At 39.3% G+C, this 22,739-nt stretch carries 20 protein-coding genes and 1 pseudogene; 3 read left to right on the forward strand and 18 right to left on the reverse strand.

Annotation, left to right across the window (positions count from 1 at the left end):
• Positions 1–4: 4 nt before the first annotated feature.
• The 14 genes from NSQ41_RS16345 to NSQ41_RS16410 all read right to left on the reverse strand — a co-directional run bounded on the left by NSQ41_RS16345 (position 5) and on the right by NSQ41_RS16410 (position 17,103).
• Positions 5–334: a hypothetical protein gene (locus tag NSQ41_RS16345; protein ID WP_066249523.1), complete on the reverse strand. Its 330-nt coding sequence runs from the start codon at positions 332–334 to the stop codon at positions 5–7.
• Positions 327–1,031 carry a DUF5081 family protein gene (locus NSQ41_RS16350; RefSeq protein ID WP_339210367.1) on the reverse strand — a complete coding sequence of 235 codons (705 nt, stop codon included), beginning with the start codon at positions 1,029–1,031 and terminating at the stop codon, positions 327–329. Before NSQ41_RS16350 ends, NSQ41_RS16345 begins: the two co-directional genes overlap by 8 nt.
• Positions 1,028–1,327: a WXG100 family type VII secretion target gene (locus NSQ41_RS16355; RefSeq protein ID WP_066249517.1), complete on the reverse strand. Its 300-nt coding sequence runs from the start codon at positions 1,325–1,327 to the stop codon at positions 1,028–1,030. The genes NSQ41_RS16350 and NSQ41_RS16355 overlap by 4 nt, the downstream gene beginning before the upstream one ends.
• Positions 1,314–1,706 carry a hypothetical protein gene (locus tag NSQ41_RS16360; RefSeq protein ID WP_094244497.1) on the reverse strand — a complete coding sequence of 131 codons (393 nt, stop codon included), beginning with the start codon at positions 1,704–1,706 and terminating at the stop codon, positions 1,314–1,316. The genes NSQ41_RS16355 and NSQ41_RS16360 overlap by 14 nt, the downstream gene beginning before the upstream one ends.
• Positions 1,699–6,234: a type VII secretion protein EssC gene (gene essC, locus NSQ41_RS16365; RefSeq protein WP_339197407.1), complete on the reverse strand. Its 4,536-nt coding sequence runs from the start codon at positions 6,232–6,234 to the stop codon at positions 1,699–1,701. The genes NSQ41_RS16360 and essC overlap by 8 nt, the downstream gene beginning before the upstream one ends.
• A 160-nt stretch (positions 6,235–6,394) precedes the next feature.
• A complete protein-coding gene (gene essB, locus NSQ41_RS16370) occupies positions 6,395–7,717 on the reverse strand; it encodes a type VII secretion protein EssB (RefSeq protein WP_339193344.1) in 1,323 nt (440 codons plus the stop codon).
• A 57-nt stretch (positions 7,718–7,774) separates the two neighbouring features.
• The gene (locus NSQ41_RS16375; RefSeq protein WP_066249503.1) at positions 7,775–8,026 is read right to left on the reverse strand and encodes an EsaB/YukD family protein; all 252 of its coding nucleotides are present in this window, start codon (positions 8,024–8,026) and stop codon (positions 7,775–7,777) included.
• Between the two features lie 14 nt (positions 8,027–8,040).
• Positions 8,041–8,553, reverse strand: coding sequence for a type VII secretion protein EssA (gene essA / locus NSQ41_RS16380; RefSeq protein ID WP_066249501.1), 513 nt, complete (start codon positions 8,551–8,553; stop codon positions 8,041–8,043).
• On the reverse strand, positions 8,531–11,788 hold the full coding sequence (gene esaA / locus NSQ41_RS16385) for a type VII secretion protein EsaA (protein ID WP_339210369.1): 3,258 nt from the start codon (positions 11,786–11,788) through the stop codon (positions 8,531–8,533). Before esaA ends, essA begins: the two co-directional genes overlap by 23 nt.
• Positions 11,789–12,029: 241 nt before the next feature.
• Positions 12,030–12,326 (reverse strand): WXG100 family type VII secretion target, encoded by a 297-nt coding sequence (locus tag NSQ41_RS16390; RefSeq protein ID WP_066249497.1) that lies wholly within the window; start codon positions 12,324–12,326, stop codon positions 12,030–12,032.
• Positions 12,327–12,960: 634 nt separating this feature from the next.
• On the reverse strand, positions 12,961–15,033 hold the full coding sequence (locus tag NSQ41_RS16395; protein WP_339210370.1) for an NEAT domain-containing protein: 2,073 nt from the start codon (positions 15,031–15,033) through the stop codon (positions 12,961–12,963).
• A gap of 82 nt (positions 15,034–15,115) precedes the next feature.
• Positions 15,116–15,517, reverse strand: coding sequence for a hypothetical protein (locus NSQ41_RS16400; RefSeq protein ID WP_066247764.1), 402 nt, complete (start codon positions 15,515–15,517; stop codon positions 15,116–15,118).
• 577 nt (positions 15,518–16,094) lie between these two features.
• On the reverse strand, positions 16,095–16,637 hold the full coding sequence (locus tag NSQ41_RS16405) for a hypothetical protein (protein WP_130158894.1): 543 nt from the start codon (positions 16,635–16,637) through the stop codon (positions 16,095–16,097).
• A 79-nt stretch (positions 16,638–16,716) separates the two neighbouring features.
• Complete coding sequence (locus NSQ41_RS16410; protein WP_339193347.1) at positions 16,717–17,103, reverse strand: hypothetical protein; 387 nt, start codon at positions 17,101–17,103, stop codon at positions 16,717–16,719.
• A gap of 478 nt (positions 17,104–17,581) precedes the next feature.
• On the opposite strand from NSQ41_RS16410, the pseudogene NSQ41_RS16415 reads away from it, so the two are divergent.
• The 3 genes and pseudogenes from NSQ41_RS16415 to NSQ41_RS16425 all read left to right on the forward strand — a co-directional run.
• Positions 17,582–18,002, forward strand: a pseudogene (locus NSQ41_RS16415) (transposase); the annotation flags it as partial.
• A gap of 230 nt (positions 18,003–18,232) precedes the next feature.
• On the forward strand, positions 18,233–18,589 hold the full coding sequence (locus NSQ41_RS16420) for a cupin domain-containing protein (RefSeq protein ID WP_339210371.1): 357 nt from the start codon (positions 18,233–18,235) through the stop codon (positions 18,587–18,589).
• Positions 18,590–18,820, forward strand: coding sequence for a hypothetical protein (locus tag NSQ41_RS16425; RefSeq protein WP_339193349.1), 231 nt, complete (start codon positions 18,590–18,592; stop codon positions 18,818–18,820).
• Positions 18,821–18,952: 132 nt separating this feature from the next.
• On the opposite strand, the gene NSQ41_RS16430 is transcribed toward NSQ41_RS16425, so the two are convergent.
• From NSQ41_RS16430 to NSQ41_RS16445, 4 genes are all read right to left on the reverse strand, one after another.
• A complete protein-coding gene (locus NSQ41_RS16430) occupies positions 18,953–19,348 on the reverse strand; it encodes an HI0074 family nucleotidyltransferase substrate-binding subunit (protein WP_063389150.1) in 396 nt (131 codons plus the stop codon).
• Positions 19,336–19,647: a nucleotidyltransferase domain-containing protein gene (locus NSQ41_RS16435; protein ID WP_130158900.1), complete on the reverse strand. Its 312-nt coding sequence runs from the start codon at positions 19,645–19,647 to the stop codon at positions 19,336–19,338. Before NSQ41_RS16435 ends, NSQ41_RS16430 begins: the two co-directional genes overlap by 13 nt.
• An 806-nt stretch (positions 19,648–20,453) precedes the next feature.
• Positions 20,454–21,842 (reverse strand): 23S rRNA (uracil(1939)-C(5))-methyltransferase RlmD, encoded by a 1,389-nt coding sequence (gene rlmD / locus NSQ41_RS16440; RefSeq protein ID WP_339210372.1) that lies wholly within the window; start codon positions 21,840–21,842, stop codon positions 20,454–20,456.
• A complete protein-coding gene (locus NSQ41_RS16445) occupies positions 21,839–22,729 on the reverse strand; it encodes a DNA-3-methyladenine glycosylase (RefSeq protein ID WP_339210373.1) in 891 nt (296 codons plus the stop codon). The genes rlmD and NSQ41_RS16445 overlap by 4 nt, the downstream gene beginning before the upstream one ends.
• Positions 22,730–22,739 lie beyond the last annotated feature (10 nt).

Below are 22,739 nucleotides of genomic sequence, written 5' to 3' on the forward strand. Positions count from 1 at the left end.
CCGATTATACCTCCAATTTTGCTATAATCTGTTCCGCAATTTGTTGGTCCACTTCCATCATGGTTAATAAAATGTCCATTACTAACGTTGCTGCACGACTGTAATGATCGTACAAATCCATGATCTTTTCATTCGCTTCATCGTATACAGCCATCGCTTTCATCGCTTTGCCCGCCGTATAGTAATCAAGGCTGCTTAGTTTTTTTATATTGGGAATTGCCGTTTCCTCTAATTCCGAAAGAATTCTGTTCAAATAATTAAAAACAGTCGTGATTTCATCCGGATTGACATCAATGGTGCCGGATCCTCCTCCGCCCATATTCGCGTTAGCCATGCGCTTTTGCCTCCTTATAAGGAAATTCCAATTCGTCAAAGAGCAGTTTCAGAAACCAATATTGGCTTGCATGGTAGTATTTCTTTTGTGGGATATCCACCATAATCAGATTTTGATCTTTCGTAAAAATCATCCACTGCTGATAGAATTTCGGATTGTCAGGCTCCATCGGCCGTTCAGTCATATGAAAGAATTCAAGATTCATAAACATTTTTTCCGGTTCAAAACTTTCTACTTCTCGCCTTTCTTCATGGGTTAGTTCACGCTTTAAAAAAGTTTTTTCAAGCGGCGCCGGTTCTCTTGACATTAACGGAAACTGTTCGCTTAGCAATTTGAGAACAAAAGCTTTGGCTATGATCCTTAATTGGTATAAGTTATTTTCTAGTTCCACCAAAACGATCAGCTTGTCATTTGTTTTCTCGAAGAAAGCAAACATTAAATTATTAATTCGCACATATTTTTCACTTTGAGCATAATGTTCCAGTGCTTGAATGACCAAGGCCCCCGCCTCTGTGATTTTGCCGGCAGAATCTAATATTTGTTTTTCTTTTAAGCGTTCGTGAGCTTCTTTAAAAACTTCTTCTCCCTTTAATTGGTAAATTTGTTTATCCGGGAGGCCGAATATCGTATTGCATCCAAAAGCCGCAGCCAACAAATATAATTCCGGTACGTTAAAAGCATCGCGAGCAGCGTTCATAAGTTTCTCACTTCTTTAACTGATGGATCGTTCAAAAAGTCATGGAAATAACTTTCCAAATTATTCAGGGCTTTTGTCTGTTTCGCTGCAGCCTTTTCCATCTCTTGATGATATTTGTGTATAATCTCGAGATAGGTAAGAAATGCGTCTCGTGATTTTCCACTCCACCCCGCCGAGTGAATATAGGAAATTAATTGGCTGCATGTGTTCTTCGTGTTTCTAATCGACTCTTCAAGCGCTTTTGCCGTTTCTTTCGCTTCATTTACTTTGGCACCGTTGATTTTAACGCTTCCCATATAACCGCTCCATCCTTTCTTTCCGTTCTCTTTCCTCTCTTTCCGCTCTCTCCCTCGCTTCTTTAATGGCTAAGTTTTTATAGTAAATGTATCTTTCGTATGCCTTATTTTTGGCGGACACAAGAGAGCTTCTTTTCTGCTTTTCCAGTTGGAAATATTTATTCAGCTTCTGATTGAGTTCTTGCCGCTTAGGTTCAAAGTCGTTTGATGGAATGTCTGAGCTGGATAAATGAGCTGCTTTTCCTACATAGCTTTCGTAGATTCCTTCTGCTTCCGAAACATTTTGATCATAATCCGAAAGTGCATCATGAAGTTTTTCGTAAAGCTTATGGTAATCATCTCTTTTTTTCTCCGTCGCCGTTTTGAACCAATCAAACATGTTCGCTCACTTCCTCCTTTGTACGATATGGCGCGGCGATTTTAATTTTTACCGCTTTTCCATATCGGATATAATAAGCTTCGTAAGGCGGCAGGTTCTTTTCCTTATACGGCCGATTCATCACTTCCAAAATATTTTGGTCGGCAACCCTGCCAATCAACACACCCGTTTTTTGTTTTTTGATCATAGTGGAAATGTCATCATACATTCTTTCAATTCTTCCCGGGATTCCGCCAATAATGAAATAGATTCCAAGTCTTGCTCCCGTTTCCATCAGCTTTGCAAGCGTTGACTGCGACAGCGCCGACATCGTTTCAACGACAAAGGAGGCATCGGTGATTAAAACAACGAGCGGACGGATTTGGTTCTTAAAATCGCGTATGGTCGCTCGCCCGTTTGTTTCCAACTGGATTTGGCGAAATGCGTCTTCCCTTGCCTCGTATAGTTCTTGAATTTTGGCTACAAACAAATCCATTGAAGCTCCATTATCCGCATACAAATTGACATGGTTTTGATACAATTGGAATGCTGCTGCAGCATTATCCAACAAACCGACATCAATGTGCTCATTGAGCGAAATGCTGGATAGAAGAGTTAAATACGTTTGTTCCACTGCATCAGCCATTTCTCCTAAAATTAATGTATTTTGGTCTTCAACAACCTGTAGTGCTACAGGCTCTACTTCTTCAAAATCCACCGCAAATGGAATGCCTCCTGACGCCAACATATCTTTTGCCTTCGGATGTTTAATGAATACAGAAAATTCAACCACTTCTGGAACCATTGGAATTGGAGCCGGCGTTTTGCCTTTCCACGCTTCACGCATACCTTTGCTCTCCGTTTGGATTCCCTCAATGATTTGCAGCGTATCTTCGCCTTTTACAGGCAAAGCTGTTTGAAAAGCAGTTGGCTGATCCAATTTGATTAGGCCGCGGCCTGGTATTTCCTCAATCGATAAATCCGTTCTCCCTACAATATTGCGAACTTCTGTAGCATCTATCATAAACAAGGCAATCTGATGTTTAATATTGGCGAGGAGAGGCGCTCTTAACGCGCTTTGCCTTCCTGCGCTGATGGCAAGATGTATACCGACGCTGACGCCTTCCCTTGCAACTTGCGCGACCATATTCTCAAAATCATCCTTATAAGAAGAGTCTAAAACGGAATCATACGTATCGATTATGAGTAGAATCGCCGGAACGTTTTCGCCGATTGCCTTTTCGTACATGCGAATGTTGGCAACTCCGTATTTACTTAATTTCTGCTTGCGCTCCTTCATCTCGTTTCGTAAGCGGCGAATAAGCTTAGCCATTTTCACTTCGTCATCTGCCATAATGGTGTCGGCGACATGGGGCAAATCTTTCAATGGCAACAAACCGTTAGTTCCTAAATCGATTAAATACATATGAACTCTTTCGGGGTTATACTGTCTGGCAATATCCACTGCCAAAGTCTGCAAAAAGGTTGATTTCCCATAGCCTGGGCTGGAATAAACAGCTAAATGTCCATCCTTCTCCAAATTCAAGGTTAATGGCTTTTGCTCTTGCATTTCCGGCAAATCTAAAAAGCCGATGGTCGCTTCAAGCCCTTGCTTCTCTTGATACCAAGCTTCTGTATATTCTACTTGATGCAGCTCCGTTAAATAGATCTTCTCTTCTAACGGCGGCAGCCACGGTCTTGGCAATTCTTCCACACCGATTTTTTCAGCGTAGGCGTTGATCCAGTCGACGACAGCTTCGAGTTCAGTCGGGACTTTTACTATTTCTTTGCGGTTGGAAAGGCCGCTTAAATCCTGAGAAATCGGCTCATATTGGCCAAGCTCGTTTATCGCGTAAATCGTCGTGTCCAAAAGGTCTTGGTCCTCCTGATCCGGAACATAATTTGCGCCGCTCCATGCGCTTTGAAATAGTTCGTAAATTTCATTGTTGCCGACTTGCAGGTAGGCGCGTCCCGGCAAGGTGATTTCAGCGGCGTCCGGTGTTTTTAAAATTTCCATCGAGTCGCTTGTGTTTTGGACTTTGAGTGCCAGTTTAAATTTCGAGTTGGACCAAATTTGATCGTCGACAACCCCGCTCGGTTTTTGCGTTGCCAATATCAGATGGATGCCGAGCGAACGACCGATGCGGGCGGTCGAGACAAGTTCTTTCATGAAATCCGGCTGCTCCGCTTTCAGTTCGGCAAATTCGTCTGAGATCAGGAATAAATGCGGCATCGGCTCTTTCGCTTCGCCCGTTTTATATAACTTCTGGTATTGGTTGATATGGTTGACGTTATGCTCTCCAAACAAGCGCTGGCGCTTCTTTAGTTCGGCTTTGATCGAGGCAAGCGCGCGCATCGACTGGACACCGTCAAGGTTTGTGATGGTGCCGAGCAGGTGCGGCAGCTTCCGGAACAGATTCGCCATCCCGCCGCCTTTATAGTCGATCAGCAAAAATGCAACTTCATGCGGATGGAAATTAACGGCAAGCGAGAGAATATAAGATTGAATGATTTCAGATTTCCCCGAACCCGTCGTCCCGGCGATCAGCCCGTGCGGTCCGTGCGCTTTTTCATGGAGGTTCAACTGGACAATATCCTCTTTTCCCCGCAGTCCGATCGGTACTGCCAGGCTTTTATATGCTTCGTTTCGTGCCCAGCGTTCTTCAATCCCGAGCTCCTCAACCTTTTCCACGCCGTACATTTCAAGGAAAGTCACGCTTTCCGGAATGGAATTTTTCAAGTTTTGCAGGTGGTTTAAAGGAGCCAAAGCACGGGAAATGTCTTCTTTGTTAAAACCGTCCGGGAAGTGATCTGGAACAAACCGTTTGTTTACCAATTCGCCGTTTTCGATAATGATGTTGCCATAGTGGGCATCGCGTATATCAATCACCGTTTTTACATGCTCAGGCAATGACTGCATGACATCTTCCACAAACACGAGCGAAACACCAAGTTCGATTGGATCTTCATTAAAAAACTCCATGATCGTATGGTCTAAAATCAGCTTTTCATCTGTAATAAAAATGACAAAATGCGGTGAAAAATAGATATTCTCATTTTTGTTCGCTTTCTCATCAATTGTTAATTTTCTTTCTTTTAAAATTTGATAGAGCGAATTGAGAACCTGGTCGCGAGATCGCTCGTGGTATATAAAACCTCTAATATTTAAATCACGCAAACTGGCATGCGGCAGCCAGCGCATCCAAGCCCATTGTTGCTTTTCTTCCTCCGGGAATATCGTCACAAATTGAACATCGTGATAACTGTGAAATAAGGCTGTTTGCATGACGAGCATTTGCAGCTGTTCCAACACAAGACGGCGCTGACCAATATATCCCACTGGCCCATTTAACAAGGACGTTACAATCGGAACATCATGCAATTTTAAAAATTGTGATCGAAGGCTGCGCGCCTCCTCGACAAGTTCATCTTTATCCTGTGTAAATTCTTCCATGCTGAATTCGATGTCAAAGCTGGCATCCACTGTCCCTGTTCCAACGCGATACATTAAAAAGTCATGGTGAAACCTCGTCTTTTCGTAAATCCGCGAGTCCACCCTTAAGGCCATATCACGGATTTGCTCCACACTTGGGTAGTGATAGTTTAAGGCATGGCGCTGTTCTTCACTTGCTTGATACAATTCATGTGTTTTTTGCTTCAAATAATCCCGGTAGCTCTCCTCCCGTTCTTTCATATCCAATCGATATTGCCGCAAGCTTTTCACATAAGAGGTGATGGAAAAAATAACTGTGACAATCGTCATAGACAGCATCACAATTAAATAAATGCCGCTTCGCTGAAAAAAGGAAACGAGTACGAAGGCTGCAATCATGACTAGCGGCGGAACAATGACACGGGCAAGTTGTTCACTCGGTTTGCTTGGCTTGCTGGATGGTTTAGCAATTTTCCGTTTATCTTCCGGAACACGGTAAATAATGCGCGGTGAACGGTGATAATCAGGATAATCCGCGTTATACTTGCTTTGTGCGCTATATAATGGCACCAATTTAGATATATAGGGTTCGGAGGCCAATATCTCCAAACGATCTCTGGTCACTCTGACCATTACACCGGCAAAAAAAAGCTCATCCCCCGCTTCAATCTTCACTTCTTCTCCATCCACAAATGTATAGTTATGATAGACAGTGCCCTGATAGACAGCCATTTGAAAAGAGTCTCCCAATTGATCACGGAACAATACGAAATCAATAGCAGTATTGGGAATCTGCACATCATCATACGTATTTTTGCCAAAGGTAATGTTCAATTTATTGGAAATGTCATAGTAGTGCCAATCATTATGCTCCGTAAGGTATATTTCCAGCGGAATATTGTTTATCTGTAATGAAATGGCACCATTTATCAATGATTTATTTTCAACCTTGCATGTTTCACCATCCCAATCCACCCAAATGGTGTCGGATAAACCGCGAAAGGTAATAGTGTCAGACCATTGGCCGCCGATTGATACTCTTTTCGGTTCATGGTCATGTAAATGGCATTTATGCAATTGTTTATCATAACTCACCAGTAATAATCGTTGTGCCATCTCTTTCTCCCTCTCTACATGCAATTAAGAAAGACGCATGCCTTTTTTTCCAGTAAGCGAAATGATTGGGGTACATGAATCGTAACGTTTAATTCTTTAAAACTAAAAATCAGCTGAACTATTAAAATGATAGCCGCTCATAAATGCAGGCAAGATCCCCTCATTTCGTTTCTTCTGTTTGGTTTTGTTCAGGAACCTTTTTCTCCGTTCGATCTGTCTGTGTCCCCTTTGCTTGATCGGTTACTTGTTGTTCTGCAGCTGCCGGCGCGGATCCACCCGTTTCTTCAGTTGGATTGGCTTTCTCCGGATCCGTCACAAACAAAGATTCCAGACCATATTTTTCTCCATACGATTTTAACTTCTCTTCATATTGCTGCACCTGGTTTTGCCGTTCGGTTCCACTTAAGTTTGGATCATTTTTTGCCTTCTCAATTTTTTTAATATAGCTGTACATGATTAACACCGGATCATCGAGATACATCGCTAAATCAAGTGATTTATCCAAATCTCCGCGGCCATTGTAAATCCAATACAATAAGTAGTTAGGATCGCTTTTTAAGCTAATATTATTCATAATGGTGTCTTTTTCTTCATCGCCCAGATTTTCGGATTTAACATATGAATAGGCCAATATATATTTTCCCGAATCTGGCAATTTTTCAGGATTGACACTTTCGAGATCTGAAATGACTTCTGAATAATCCTTGGATAAAAAAGCCCTATGCGCTTCCAAAAGGTGCTGCTGAAACGGCAGCTTGAAAAAGCCGAAGTATACAACAGGAACAGCCAAAATGACTGCAGCTGCGATCATGGCAATGGATAAACGTTTAAATAGCTGAAATCTTTTTTTTGGAACGATTTGCATATTTTTCTCTGTTTCGCGCTTTTCCTTGCGATACTGATTGTGTAAAAATTCAACAAAGTCATCAAAATGATCAATTTCACTGATTTGACGTTCAAACTCGGTATCTTTTGCATTTTTCCATGAACCTGCATATAGTTCATCGAAATTATATTTTTTTGAAAATAGGGCGATACTCAAGCATTTATATTGCAGCAGGAAGGTTTCGTCGTTGATCTCATAGGGGGGTAGCACCTGTCGAATGCCTCTGTAAACCAAAAAAGGTATAAGATTATCATCAAATATGAGATTATGTGGATGCAGGAAGAACGTAATTCGCGTATCTAAAATTTTTCTGAAACGGGCCAGATTGCACAGCAATCGCAACTTGTCACTTCGCCCCAAGCTTTGAATGGTTTCCCAATGGTTCATATTGGAATCAACTTGAAATTGGAAAGTGAGAACCTCTTCCCCGTCCTCCACTTCTACCGGAACAAACTGGTCTGTATTCTCCTTCATCAGAGCCAATTCACGAATATCTTTCACGCGGGTCTGCGATTTTGCCAGTTCTAATTTCCATTGATTGTTTTCAATAAAAAAATGATAAGACACGGAATCCATTTTAATTGTTTTTTCCTTCATGATTTCTGACTCCTTTTCAACGTTACACAGGCTATAATAAAAAGCATGGTTCTTGTTCTATAAAACAAGTAAAATATCTCCATTCGCCACTGGGAACTCGCTAATCTGGTCGTCATCCGCCAGTAAAAGTTCTTTAGTCGGGATTTTTACCGCAAAAAGGGAATAATTAGGGAGTTCGAGCCTTAAAGATTCATTCAAGTTCGACAGCAGCTGTTTTATCGGCTGATGTGCCGGTATCCTCACATCATATCGACCTTTCCCCCATTTACTAAAATCAACGGTCACATTGATATGCGTTTCAACGGGCATTCCTGATCTCCCCTTTACTCCATTATTTTTCTTATAAGAGCCAAAATTCCGCCGACCAACATAACAGCAAATCCGCTCAGAAATCCAATGGCTATCTGATTTACCCTTTCCTTTTTCTCTGCATGATCCGCAGTGCTTTGGCTAGCGGGAGAAGAATGCTGCGTAAAAAAATGTTGTGAAAATAATGTCTTTTTCGCATCGTAAAAGCTTGTTTTTGCATCGCTCGCCACCGAATCGGCAAAAATTTCTTCTTTTAGATGATTCACTGCATGATCCAGCTCTTTTTGTTTTTTCTGGACCGCAGCCCGAGTTTGTTTTTTAAACAAACCGGGCGCGATTTTTTCCAGTTCAGTTTCACTCTCACTTTGGGATTCTTGTGATTTTATGTCATCGCTGATACGGTCTACTTGTAAATCAAGCTTCCCACTGTGATCCAAATGTTCATCTGCCAACGAATGTGCAGAAAGCAAAGGCTGGACGCCTATAGCTGCAGCAACTAAAATACTAATTCGGATTAGCTGCTTCATCCCTTGCCTCCTTACTTTGTGTAAACCCATTTATCACAAATAAATGTCCGACAAGACTTAAAAATGCTGTCCCCACTAATATGGTGATGATCAATGGATCGTACTTTGCATCGTCAACAAAACCTAATAGCAGCTTCTCAATATATTGCAGTGGCGACAATTCTTGCAATGTAGATGCTAAAGACTGTTTGTCGAAATTCAGCCCAAGAGTTTCTGTCAACAATACATAAAGGCTTAACATGCCAAGAAGTAAAAACATCCCGATCATTTTAAGCTGTCTTAGCAAATAAGCTCCTGCCAGCACCATGGTGAACATAATCAGGGAGATCAGGCCAATCCATTGAAAATATTTTTCTTGTGGAATATCGATAAAAGAACCTGACAGCAAACCGATGATGATTCCTTCGATAACGCCAATTCCTGCTGTCACCCATGTGATCGGAGTATTTTTCCAAACCAATGTTCTGTTTTCTGAGAAATCATCCTTTATCAATCTTTTTCTTTCAGACGTTGCAATGACGTATGCAGAAAATAAAGCCAAAATAAAACAGATTAACACCAAATAATAAGGGATAAAAGTATCTTTAACTACTTTCACTTCGCTGTTTTTTGTCTGCACCGGATTTGATAGAAAATTCAACAAGTTTTCATTTGGACGGTCGCCTATACGGCTGTTGGCTAACACTTGTCCAAAGTTATCAGCAAACTCTTGATCCTTCAGCAGCTTATTAGTCAAATCATTTGAAAGCTTTTGAGCCTTTTTCACTAATGTGTCGCCGCTGTTTACAATATTGTCAGCCTGTTTATCAATCGCATCAAAAGTTTTATAGACGCTGTCTGTTGAAATCAATACATTTTCAGATTGATCTGCCAAGGATTGGCTTGTAGCCAGCAATGTTTGAAGTTGATCGTCTAAGGACAGAACAGCGCTTTGTTCTTTATTTTGACCGGCTTGTATCTCACTATTTGCGTTTTGCAGCTTCAAACTGGCTTCCCGCCATGCTTCCAACCGCTGTAATGTATTGGTAATGCGATGATTCAATTCTTCTGCTTGTATCGTCGCTTGTTGGACTAATAAAGCCATTTCGTCAGAATGATTTTGAGTTTTCTGAACTAGCTGCTTATAACCTGCTATCTTATTTTTAAGGTCTTCCGTTTCAGCTCTGACATCCTCAGTTATTTTCCCGGCCATATAGTCGGATATGGCTTCTACAATATCTTGTTTATGGAACAGGTAATAAAGAGAATCCTCTGCAGCCATATCCCCCAAGCTACGTTGTTCCAATCCATTGGCTAAATCGGAAATACTTTTCCCAAAATATAATTCATATAACATCGCTGTTTTTTGATAATCTCTGATACTTTCATTAAGGCTTTTCATGAAAGTATTAGCCGGATCACTTATCAGCTGAGACATTACTTTATGATAGATAACATTGTTAATATCTTCTCTTTCAACAGGAGGTTCATTTGTATTCTCATCATTTGAATCGTCCTGTGTCGATTCGGAATTACTGTTTTCATTCATATTTAGAGCTTCAGGATCAGGCTGTTGCTCTTCTGGCGGCAATGGATCAGATGGATCAGACGGCTCTGGCGCCTCTGTATTTTTATGCTTTTGAATAATCTTCCATTCCCATGCAACAGGCTGAAATAAATCAATTTTCGCATTTTCGTCCTTCAAGCTTATTTTTATGTTGACTGTAATATTTCCTTTTTCAGTGACAGGAAGATCAAATGTAACGTTGTTCTGATCTCCATCCACTTTAAAAACATTTGTTTGCCCATTAGGAAGAGTCAATGTCACTTCATGAATACGAAAAAGTTCAGGAACTGCCGCATTTATATTTTGACTCTCAATATTTCCGCCTAGAATAGCTGCATTGTCCGACAAAATGATGCCTGATTCCGTTAAATCCTTTTTCACTTTGTTTATTAAATTTGCTAAAGGAAGCCCCGTACCGTTGGATGGTTGTGGCTGATATTGAAATTCCCGATTAAATTGGTTTGTCACCTTGATAACCATTTTGATATCGCTCTTCACCGACTCATCGATGTTTAAATCATCAATTTCTTCCCGTTTTAACGTTTGAAGTTTATCAATTTGGCTTTTAATCGTTTTTTGGACAATTTTATCGGGAGTATCAAATATTTGATTTAACGAAACGTAACTGTTTCCGACACCATCTTTCATTTGTTTTGCCAGTTTTTTCGCAATATTTTCCTCTGTTTCATTTTCTAGCTTTTTCGTTAATTCTTGCTCATAGCTGTCTATTGTTTCCAATGTTGATTTTAACGACATCTTCAGCGCTTCAGACTTCAAGAAAATATTTTGGTCCTCCATGGAATTGAAATGGAACTGATTATAAATTGCTTGATTGGTTTCAACCAGTCGGTTAATATTTTGCTGAACGTCTGCAGCGTTTAGACTGCTGTCGAATGCTGTTAGCTGATCTGCAAAACCTTTTGCCAAAGTTTCATGAGCATTCTTCATTTGTTGGAAATCTAAAAAATTTGTTTGATAAGCATTTGTTGCTTTTGCCCCTTCAACAAAGGAGCTCTGGTAATTTTGCAAGATATCCTCCAGACCTTTGAAAGCATCGGTTGATACCTTTGTTTGATCCTTTACTGTCGCAAACTGATTAGTGAAACCAGATAATGGTTGATGAATATCATGATTATATATATTGGTATGATTCCGTTCCTTCCTGACAAGTTCAGCAACATTGTCTTGGGCCTTTTGTAAGTTTCCTATTACACTAGCGAAGTAAACATCAATAATTCGACGATTAAAATCCTCTAAAATTGAACTAGCCGTTTTTTCCGCCCGGGCTTTCATGCTGCTGTTGCCCGATGCATTAATCTTATAGTTTAAAGTGATTTTCTCCGGATTTTTATCATTCATTGATAGTGCTTTTTCTGTAAAATCATTTGGAATGATAATAATCATGTTGTACAAATTGTTTTTAAAGCCGCTTTCAGCAACACCACGGCTGACAATATACCAATCATGTTCATTATCTTTTTCAATACTTTTCACAAATTCATTGCCAAATGCGTATTTTTTGCCATTAAAGGTGCCGCCTTGATCTTCATTTACTAAAGCAACAGTCATTTTTTGCTCATCATCATTTGTACTTTTCGATACTTGGTTTAATGCTAAGTAGGAACTTCCTGAGGAAAGCATGAGCACCAGTCCAAGAAACAAGAAAGAATTGAGCACAAATTTCTTCATTCCATTCACCCCCTTTTATGTGAATGACATACAGATATGTTGGGATGAAAACCAAACATGACAAACATCCTCAAAGGCACTGCCTTCTTGCCAACGCCTCATTTTTCCTTGCACATCCATTCCGAAAATATTTATGTATTAAGAAAAAAGCCACACAACATCGTCGCGTGGCTTTTTTGACAACACGGAAGTCGTCCAACCATCTAAGCCTGGTATTAGACATGAAGTCAACGCGGATTGATTATTGAAGCCCAAAATTGCGTGATAGCTGCTCATCATGTTGAGCTACTGCTTCCGCTGTTCTATTCAATTGCGTATTAATATCATGCATAAGCTGGGCAAAGTTTTGCACCTTCGGTTTTAGTTGATTAAATTGATCATCAAATCCTTGGAAAGCACGGCCTTCCCACTCAGCACGAAGTTCATTTTGTAAATTTGTTAAATCTCTTAAAATTTGCTCAATTTGCAAACCAGCTTGCCCATAACGCTGAGCCTTCGCTTTTAGCTCCTCTGGGGTCATTCGAATTTGTCCTGCCAAAATATCCATCTCCTTCAAAATAGTTTTGTGGCATTCGTTTCTTTAAATAATATCGAATGCTTAATAAATATTTTCCTATAAATGTATTTATCAATAGTTGGAAAAACAGTCAAACGCCCGATGAAAGATGTCAAATTTCACACAGTACTTTTTGCCCAAAATTATCTCGAACCTATGATTTTTTCTAAAAACAATTGATGGCATACAATTCCATTTAACCAGTAATTCGGAATTCTAAAATTGGTTATTTGTGGTTTTTATGTTACATTTTATGGTGCATATAACTTATTTTTTGTAAAAAAATCTAGGTAATGGAAATTGTTTATATTGCGCTTTCATAATTGAGGATTTTTTGTTAGGAGGATGCCGATTGTAGTTAAAAATGCTGTCTTTTTTTAGAATTTTGATAACCCTAAGGACCTGTTCTTTGATGCAAACGCGGAAAAGTATGCTTACAACAGTTAATCCCGTATAACATCTAATACCCTTGCCTATATTGGCAAGAAAAAAGGAAGCAATTACCTCTAAATAAGACAATTACTTCCGGGATTTTTCTTCATTTCTACTTTTTTTGGACTAGACCATTGCAAGGCAAGGCTATCAATTTTTTGGATCTTCACTTGGCATTCTCTTTTTAGTTATATTTTTTTCTTACAACAGCAAAACATATACTCCCCATTCCAAGTAAAATAATGCCAATCAGTAGGAAATTAAATTGATTGGTAGCTGTATTTGGCAATTTTTTACCTTCTAGTTCCTTCTTTTCTTCTGCTAACTGTTCAGATTTTGTTGGTTGTCCGATTTTTTCTTCCGGCTGTTCAGGTTCTGCTGGTTGCTCAGGATTTCCTCCCGGCTGTTCAGGTTCTGCTGGTTGCTCAGGATTTCCTCCCGGCTGTTCAGGCTCTGCTGGTTGCTCAGGATTTTCTCCCGGCTGTTCAGGCTCTGCTGGTTGTTCAGGATTTTCTCCCGGCTGTTCAGGTTCTGCTGGTTGTTCAGGATTTTCTCCCGGCTGTTCAGGCTCTGCTAACAATTCGGCTGTGATAAGCGCAAAATATACAGAGTAAGCAGCAGTTTCCCCATTATTTGAAATCTCTATAGTATACGGTATGGATGGATCAATATCTTTAAAAATATGTGAAGAATCAGCTGCTATTTCCTCACCCGTTTCTTGATTTTGTAAGCTAACTTCGACATTAGCTTTCGGAATGATTTGTAAGCTTAATTGACCATTTTCATCAACAATTAAATGGCTTTTTTCAACAAAATTCGCAAAATCCGCTCCAAAATCTGCTAAACTGAGAACATATGTGCCTGCATCATAGTGTTTCGTTTTTAGAATATTTGTTACTGCTTCTTTCAATGCTTGCGTAGCAGATAAAATTTCCACTCTTGTTGCGGCTAATTTGTTACTAACCTTCTCAGCTTCATTAAGTGACGTTTGAAAAGTATTCACATGCTCCCCATCAGCTTCCAATTTACTTGGATCGATTTTCTTTGCAAGTTCAACGAAATCTTTTAAGTCTTCTTGGATATTGACATTAAAGTTTAAATATACTTCTTTTTCCACACCATCCGTATTATATTTCACATAAGAAATGCCTTTCCAAACATCGTCTCCAGCATCCTTGTGCCTAATGTTTATTTGATAAATATTAGTATCATTTTTCGCTTCTACAAAATACACTTTAGACATAGCACTTGAAAAACCGCCATTTGCAGTATCTGCGGCTTTATAAATTTGTAAAGTTTCTTTTGGTAAATGAACAGGAATATTAGCAACAGTTTGATATGTTCCAAATTGCTTTAATACTGCTGTTGTTTCTTCGCCGAAATCACCTGCATGCTCGGACAGTTCTGCATCATCACCAATAGAGTTTAAAACTCTAAATCTTAAAGGCTCTATCTTAAAGAATTGATCCCTCTTTACAGAATCCATTGCAAATTTTAGACTTTCTATTGCTGCATCAACCTCTGTTTGTGTAGCATTTGGATTATTATAAACGTTTTCAGCGTTGGCAAGCCTTCTTTGAATTTCGGGGACAGCATAGCCATGTTCTCCTTCAGAATAAACATATGGAATCAAAGTCCCTCTAGGATGCACTGTATTAAAGAGGTGTCTTGCCTCCTCAAGCACTTTTTCCAATTCAGATTTATCCGTTTCAACATCAATCGGTAGAGTACTTGTATCTAATTGTAATTGAACATTGTACCAATTATCATATATGCCACCAGGCATACCAGGGACATTTTCCATATGCACATGCATTAAAATATCTAAAGCTTTTGTTACATCCTCCATTTTATAACGAATCACATAATTCCCATTATCTTTTCGTTCTGGCTGAACTTGCTGATACCCATCCATACCAGATATGTTATCACCTGAAATAACAGCCTTTGGCTTACCTGGCAGTCGATAACCAATATAAGGTAAATAATCTTTGTTTACTGCTGTAATTTCATGCTCAAATATTATCGTATCATCTTCTATAATCAATCTTCCTGAATTAGCAACATACAAATAACCATGAGCTGCTGATGTTTCCGCAGTTCCATCTTTTAAATAACGATAATCAACTCCTTCATATGTTCCATTTACCAATCCTGCCCCTTCCGCATGAACATTATGAAATATTGGAAGGATAGGTGATAAAGTCAACAGGAATATTGCAATACCTATCCATAATAACCTACTTTTCCTCTTCAAGCTGATCTCTCCCTAATCACAAAATTTTTCCAATGGAGAGTGAATGGAAAAACCCCGCCACTCTCCAAATATTCTGAAAATATCAAAGCCATTGAATAAATAGAGGAATATATCCACTATGCGGACCAGCGTTTACATATAATTGAACAGCTAAATTTACATCGAAATCATAGACGTCAAAAGTAAATTGAACATTTCCATCCGCATCAACTGTCCGATTGGCGGAAACATAATCACTGCCATCCCATACTAATAAATCACCAATATAACTAGCATCCTTCAATGTAATAGTTGCAGAATTACCATCGATAACGGCATCACCAACAATAAACGAACTCGCGTGACTAGAATAATTCCCATTAGAATCTAAAAACTGATAATTTAATGTTGCGGCAGATACAGATACAGCAATCGCTATGGATAGCAATAATACACTTATGAACATCGCAACAGTTCTTTTATAGCTTAGATTAGTTTGAATCATTCTCTACCATTCTCCTTCATTTCTTGGTATTACATCCATTCTCATAAACCCTGCCATTACTTATTAAATCAATTGCGTTTACTTACTCCTTTATGTTTTTATATGCCAGGGCATTTAATGGTAACGATAATCATTCTCAATATATGACGTAAAAAAACACCATTGATTATGATTGTGTTTCAATAATGATAATCATTATCAATGGTGCGCGAAAAAAAATGCCCTGCTTAATGAGCGGCATCTTGATGTAGTAAATAAAATGTTTGCCTATCAAGTATAGTTTTACCATTTACATGTATAATTGTCAACTTTTTTGTATTGGTATGTCAACACTAAACTAGACAATTTTTTTGAGGTGTTTCTCTCTGTACTCCACCGGGCTTAAATACTCAAGTGTTCCATTACACTTTAAAAACCCTGAGATCCATTGTATGCAAGGATTTCAGGGTTTTTCAATTCTTCTGATGATACATAAAATCATGTATTATTTTGGGAGCGATGTCTTTTTGGATAGATTTTTTCAAAACCTTACTTTTATGCTGTTGTCTTTTGGAAAGTGAAGAAACACTTCCTGCCTTCATCCTTTGATCTTTTCGTATTCTTCCAAAGCGTTTGAATATAGGCTTTCTTTTGAGAAAACAAGATTCGACTGCCGGCAAAACCCGATAAACTTGACAAAATTTTTGCGGACTGCCTCCTTTAATTTTTCCGCTGGTATTGTAAATGTATCCGCCGGTCCTTGTTTTCTCTTTTGTAATGTAATTACATAATTGCCGGCTTCTTTTTTGATTATGGCATTCCCATCGGCATTATCAAGGAAGCATATTTCAAATTCTTTATCTTCTTCCTCTCTTAAAATTCTTGCCAAATCCAGCCACGTTGTTAACAAACATTCGGTTTCCGTTCTTTCCTCCGTGAAAACAGGCTTTCCATCATAACTTAAAAATATATAGCCTGCCAGGTAATCCAAGTTATTCTCTTCCAATATTTTCTTGGCGGCAATCCCGGCCAGAGGGTCATCAATCGACAAAAATTTAGTCTTTTTTACCGTATAATATTCCTCAAGTTCATGGCTGTAATTATATACGAAAGTTTTTATCATAACGTCATTTTCAATCATACCTGTTCACCTCATTTTCTCGGAAATGCTGTAGATACATAGCCATTAGAATTTATTCTTACTTCATATGTTACTCCCCTTATTTTTTTGTAACATTTACTCCTCGTTTTTTCTTAAGTGCAGAACTTATTTTTGATTTATTAGAATTTATAACATTTGCTACTATATTTTTAATATCATTAACTGTAAAATCCGGATCAAAAAAGTCTTTATTCTTTTTTCCAGTCCAATATCTTGGATGGTGATTCTTCAGGATATGTTCCATCTTGGCTTTTGTAAAAATTACTTTTTTTCCACCACCAACGTTATAAGAAACGTTCCTAAATGTTTTCACTGCGTTTTTTGCTGCACTGCTTGACTTTTTCAGGAAAGTCTTTTTTCCAATTTGTAAAACGGTTTTACTACCTATTTTTTTAATAGTATATCTTAAAACAGCACCTCCGAGTAAGTAAACAAAATACGGCACAGCAGAAGCCTGTAATTAGTAGTGTTATATTCGTATTGTTCACCTGTCTTTAGATCGGTGAATATTGCAATAAAAGAATTCCTTCAGACTCAAGAACACTCACATTGAATTTATTTTCTTGAAAAACCCCATCTTCTTCCGCTTCACTTGAAATTTATATTTTTTCAAACTGTACTTGAGCAAATTTACTAACATAAATTTACAAATAAACATAAAAAGAGACATGAACCGATTCCTTGGTTAGAATAGATGTGCTATCAAACTACCCAAACAAGGAGGTTCATGTCTCTCGTATGGATACGATTAGCACATTATCAAGAAATTTACAATACATGATCTTCTCTCGGATTAAAACTTTATTATTCCAAGTCTGTGATGAACCATCTCGTCCACCTCATAGATGGAATGCTCACAAAAGGATGTTCTGGTACTCTGACGGATCTCCATCAGTGAGTTATCATCCGAAACACCGAATTCCGATACCCACCTCGTGACCATGGGAGGCGAAACGTATCGAATGTATCGCTACGAAGGGGCATTGAACGACATTCCAAGTGCGGTGGTATTGTTTTGTTGGAAAACCGATCAACCGATGACGAGCGAGCATTTGCGTTGTTTTTTAAGTACAGACACAAAAACTGAGCGATTAGGCTATTCTTGGATACTATGCGAAACGCTGGTCGATCGAAAGCTACTTTCGGCAAACGAAAGAAACATTAGGTTTCGATCGATATCGAATCCGACATGAGCGAGCCATTAAACGATTTTGGGCCATCGTACAATTTACGTATATCTATTGCATGACAGAACATTCAAGTGATTTTTCAACCGGTCTTGCGAGTGTGAGATCGAGAAAAATTCACAATCTCATTGAGTTTATTTATTACGAAGCCAAATGAGGAATGCTACTAGATTCCATTAAAAAAACCAGTTACGAGTGGCATAAGGGGATCTTTGTTTGCTTTTTGAAGATAATAATAAGTGTATCAGAGCAACTCCTACTGGACGAGATTTTTGCATTCGTCCCTTTTTTCATATTCGAAGAAAGAAGTTTAAACTGAGAAACAGTCGCCAAAAACAAAAGAAACATTAGAACTATCAAAAACGAGGGCGAAAACTTTGTCAATTCGTGAAGGAAATAAGCAAACAAATTAAGAAATCGCCCGAAAAGACGACAAGGCAATATTTTGTCGGCCAATTATCACGCCCGCAAACACTTCCATTTATAGAAGGCGACAAACTGGAAATCGGAATCACTTCATACGGTGATTTTAAGGGTGAATTGCCGCATTACCACACGCAAGCTTATGAATATCAATACATTATCAGCGGAAAAACGGAATATTTAGATGTGGAAACAGGAGAACTGTACACCTTTCAAAAAGGCGATTTCTATGTAACTACCCCAGGCATTAAATATGCTCAACGGTCACAACCCGGCACAGTTATTTTTTTATTAAAGCGCCCCCGGGGAATGATAAAGTGAATGTGGAACCGATGGCTGAAATCGGGAATTGGCTTAATCAAAAAACAAAATAAAGCAAAAACCGGATCCTTATTGTCAGCCGATCCTTCAGACCCGACCGGTAAAGCCGTTTTTCCGCTTTTCTCCCGAATACCGTCGATACCGATGAAGCAAATTTCATTTACACAAGTCAATACCGAATGCATGTATTCGGTATTGACGATAAACAATCGATTGTTTGAGAAAAAATAGGGAAAATCTGTTCAATATAAAACGATGTTCATAATTCTTTCCAGGCGTAGAAAATTGAGTGGGCGAACTGCAAATGCCAATCTTAAAAAACAACGATACATCGTTAACGGAATTTTACTCTTCCAACTATATTTAATATTCTCTCTTCTCTATACGGATAATCCAGTTATAGAGAAGTTGATAATATTTATGGAGATTGCCAAAAATTTCAACAGCTAGCTCTTCATTGTATGTATGAACTGTCAAATTCCGATCATCTACCATTTTTAATGCAATGATCGTTTCCTCATCAGATAAAATTCCAATTTCCCTGCTTGAACGAATTACTCCTTTAGGTGAACCGACATCAATTCCTTCTTTATCATATAAAAATTGTTTTACTGCTTTCCAACAAGCTTCAAAACTAAACTCAAATCGCTGAATAGCTGCATCCCGTTCAACTTCCGTTGGATTCTCTAGGAGCAAAACCTCTTGGAAAGCACGAAGAGCTTTTAAAGCAAGTTGAATACGTTCCTTTAACCGTTCCATAAAATTCCTTCCTTTTTCACTTTTTCTTTCATAGCCTGATCGGCTTTAGATAAATCGACAAGATCTACTCTGTACGGTAATGGCGATTCCTCTATTCGTTCACGAAGTTCCACCCACTTAGAAATCGGAATAGCTGAATCTGCAGAAAGAGCGATGTCAATATCGGATGTCCTCTTTTCCTCTTTACGAGCCCACGAACCAAACAGATAGACTTTTACTGATTGATCATGTAATGTTTCAACAATTATTTTTTTCAAAAACGACAGTATCTGTTCCCGATCAGCCGAATTTAAATCCATTTTTTATCAAACCCTTTTTTGAATTTGAAAATGATTATACCATAAAATGTATCATAAACGTGTCCAATTTTTAGACTAACATCAAAATTCCACAAGATCTAATGTTTAATAAATTAAGAAAGGATGATAATTTTGGAAGATAATTTAGAGTACTGTCCATTTTGTGGGAGCTGTCTACAAGGAGATCCCATCCCCAAGGAAAAACAACATCATTACAATGCGACACACTTTAGTCGAAAAATCGGGATATCTAGTTTAGAGGAAGACCGTGTAGTAAGGTGGCAATGCCCGGATTGTAAAGGAGAATGGGATCGCACATAACCTTGTAATTCTACAAAGTTATTACCAGACCTTTGTTTCTCTGTGAAAAACTAATGCTCCAAATATGTTCTAAGCTCTTATTTGTTTTGGAACACCTATATTAAAACAAAGACTTGCAATTATTGCATTTTTCGACTACTTAATATTCAGTGTTCCAAAGTTCCATTAATTAAGTACCCAACTATTAATAACTTTTTCGATTTCCATCATAAAATTATATAGCACTATGCAAAAATTTTAGGAACAAGGGAACAACTCGCGCTAAAGCCTTATTTATAGCGCATTTTGGTTGTTCCATTTGTTCCGGTTTTTTTAGAACAGATTCAAAAATCTATTTCACGGAAAAAATAAATTCATTGTATCGGGCAAGTCTGGATGGATTATTCCTTCTTTGATTTGTTTCGAACTAATCGGATCTGTCAGTTGTATTATCCATTAGGAAAAGCCCGTTTCATTGATTTTCAGAAACGCGCTTTTTCGAATATTTATTTTTTTATAAGCAACGCGCAGCACTCCACATGCGCCGTGTGCGGGAACATGTCGACGGGCTGGATGTATTCGACTTTGTACAAGCTGGAAAGAAATTGAATGTCTTTTGCCAGGGTGGACGGATTGCATGAGACGTAAACGAATCGTTTTGGCTTCACTTTTTTGATTGTTTTGAGAAACGCTCGGTCGCAGCCGGTGCGGGGAGGGTCGACGACGACAACATCTGGGCGCCAGCCTTCTTTTGCCCATTTTGGCATCCATGTTTCTGCTTTGCCTGTGACATATGTTGCATTTTTGATCCCGTGTTTTTCGGCGTTTTTTTTCGCGTCACGGATGGATTCTTCAATGACATCCATTCCTCTGATTTCTGCTGCATCCTTTGCCAGCCACAAGCCGATCGTGCCGACGCCGCAATAGGCATCTACGATTTTTTCGCTTCCTGTTAAACCTGCTGCTTTTTTGACTTCGTCATAAAGTTTGACCGTTTGCACCGGGTTAAGCTGGAAAAAAGCGCGGGCGGATAGTTCAAAGGAAAGATCGCCCAATGTTTCTTGGATGACTTCTTCACCTTTTAACAAAACCGTTTTGTCGCCGAAAATCAGCGATGTTTTGCTTCCATTTATATTTTGCATGACTGATTTTACTTCCGGCGCGCGCTTCATGATCTCCGCTGCAATCAGTTCTTTTCGCGGCAATTCTTCCGCTTTTGTAATGAGGACGACTTGCACATGGTTCGTTTGAACGCCGGCGCGTACGACGATTGTGCGAACGATGCCCGTCCGTTTTCGCTCATGGTAAATCGGAATGTGAAAATCCTCCAGTACTTGTTTTACCGTTTGGGTAATTTTATCTGTCAGCGGGTGCTGAACCATGCAAGAGTGAATTGGAACAAGCTTGTGTGAATTCGCACCATACAGGCCTGCTATCACTTGCTGTTTTTCATTTCCGAGCTGAAATTGACTTTTATTGCGGTAATGCCAAGGGTCGTCCATACCGATTGTCGGACGGATGTCGAGGGCGTCAACCTCGAGGTTCGTATGGCGCTCAAGCGCTTGAATGACAATGTCCCGTTTGGCAGCAAGCTGCTGTTCATATTGCAAATGCTGCAATTGGCAGCCTCCGCATCGGTCATAATAGATGCAGGGCGGTTTCACACGATGAGGGGATTTTTTCCGTATTTTTTTAATAACGGCTTCTGCATAATTTGGTTGAATATTCTCTGCTTGAACGACCACTTCTTCCCCGGGCAAAGCTCCCGGGACAAAGACGACTTGTTTCTTAAAATACCCGACACCTTCTCCGTTAATGCCAAGCCGCTTAATGGTCAGCGGAAATTGCTGTCCCTTTTGAATCGTCACAGATGCCGATCTATTTTTTATCTTCATTTCGCTTCTCCCCGTCTCTTTTCGATGCTTCGCCATAAATAAAAAGCTGCATAGCTTAAATAAGGAGCCCACTCGCGGCTGTAGTTTTCCATTTCTTCTTTTGTCGGTTTCGTTTCCAGTTGAAAATAATGCTTGATCGCGTTTTGCAAGCCGATATCAGCAGCAGGAAACAGATTCGGCCTGCCCAGCCCAAATAAAAGAAAATTTTGCACCGTCCACGGGCCGATGCCGCGCACTTGAACCAATTTTTTCATAATGTCATCATCGCCCCATTCATGGAAGGCATGAAGCGGCAGTGCTCCTTCTGCAATCAGTCTGGAGGTATCAATAACATATTCCGCTTTTCTCATGCTGAATTTCAGCGCCCGCAAATCCTCATAATTCAATTTGGCTACTGTTTCCGGTTTTGGATAAAACCATACATTATCTACTTGAAACCCAAAAGTTTGCACAAAAGCGGTCGTCAACTGATAGGCAAATGATAAATTTAATTGCTGATGAATAATGCATTTCATTAAACAAGCATACGGATGAAAATCTAACACGAGCGGCGTCCCTTCATGCTCTTGAAAAAGCGGAGCAAGGTTGGTTTGCAGGAAATGATCTTGAATGGTTTTAAGCGAATTCTTCCATTGAAATATGCGTGTCAGCTCATGGATGGCTCGTTCTTTTTGTTCATCCTGTTCCCCTGATATTTCAAATACTGGGTTTTCCTTCGTTCCGATTGCTTTTACAGCGGCAACAAAAGGTTCTTCTTTTTCACTATAAAGAGGAACAAGGACGGTTCGCTTGTGCACGTCCACCTTGTTCAACGGATCAAGTGAAAGGCGCTCTAACACGCGGTCGAAGTCATACGGCGGCGCCGCTTTTATCGTCACATTCCACATGTTTTTACCG

This window comes from Aeribacillus sp. FSL K6-8210 (assembly GCF_037963925.1).
Lineage (GTDB): Bacteria > Bacillota > Bacilli > Bacillales > Aeribacillaceae > Aeribacillus > Aeribacillus composti.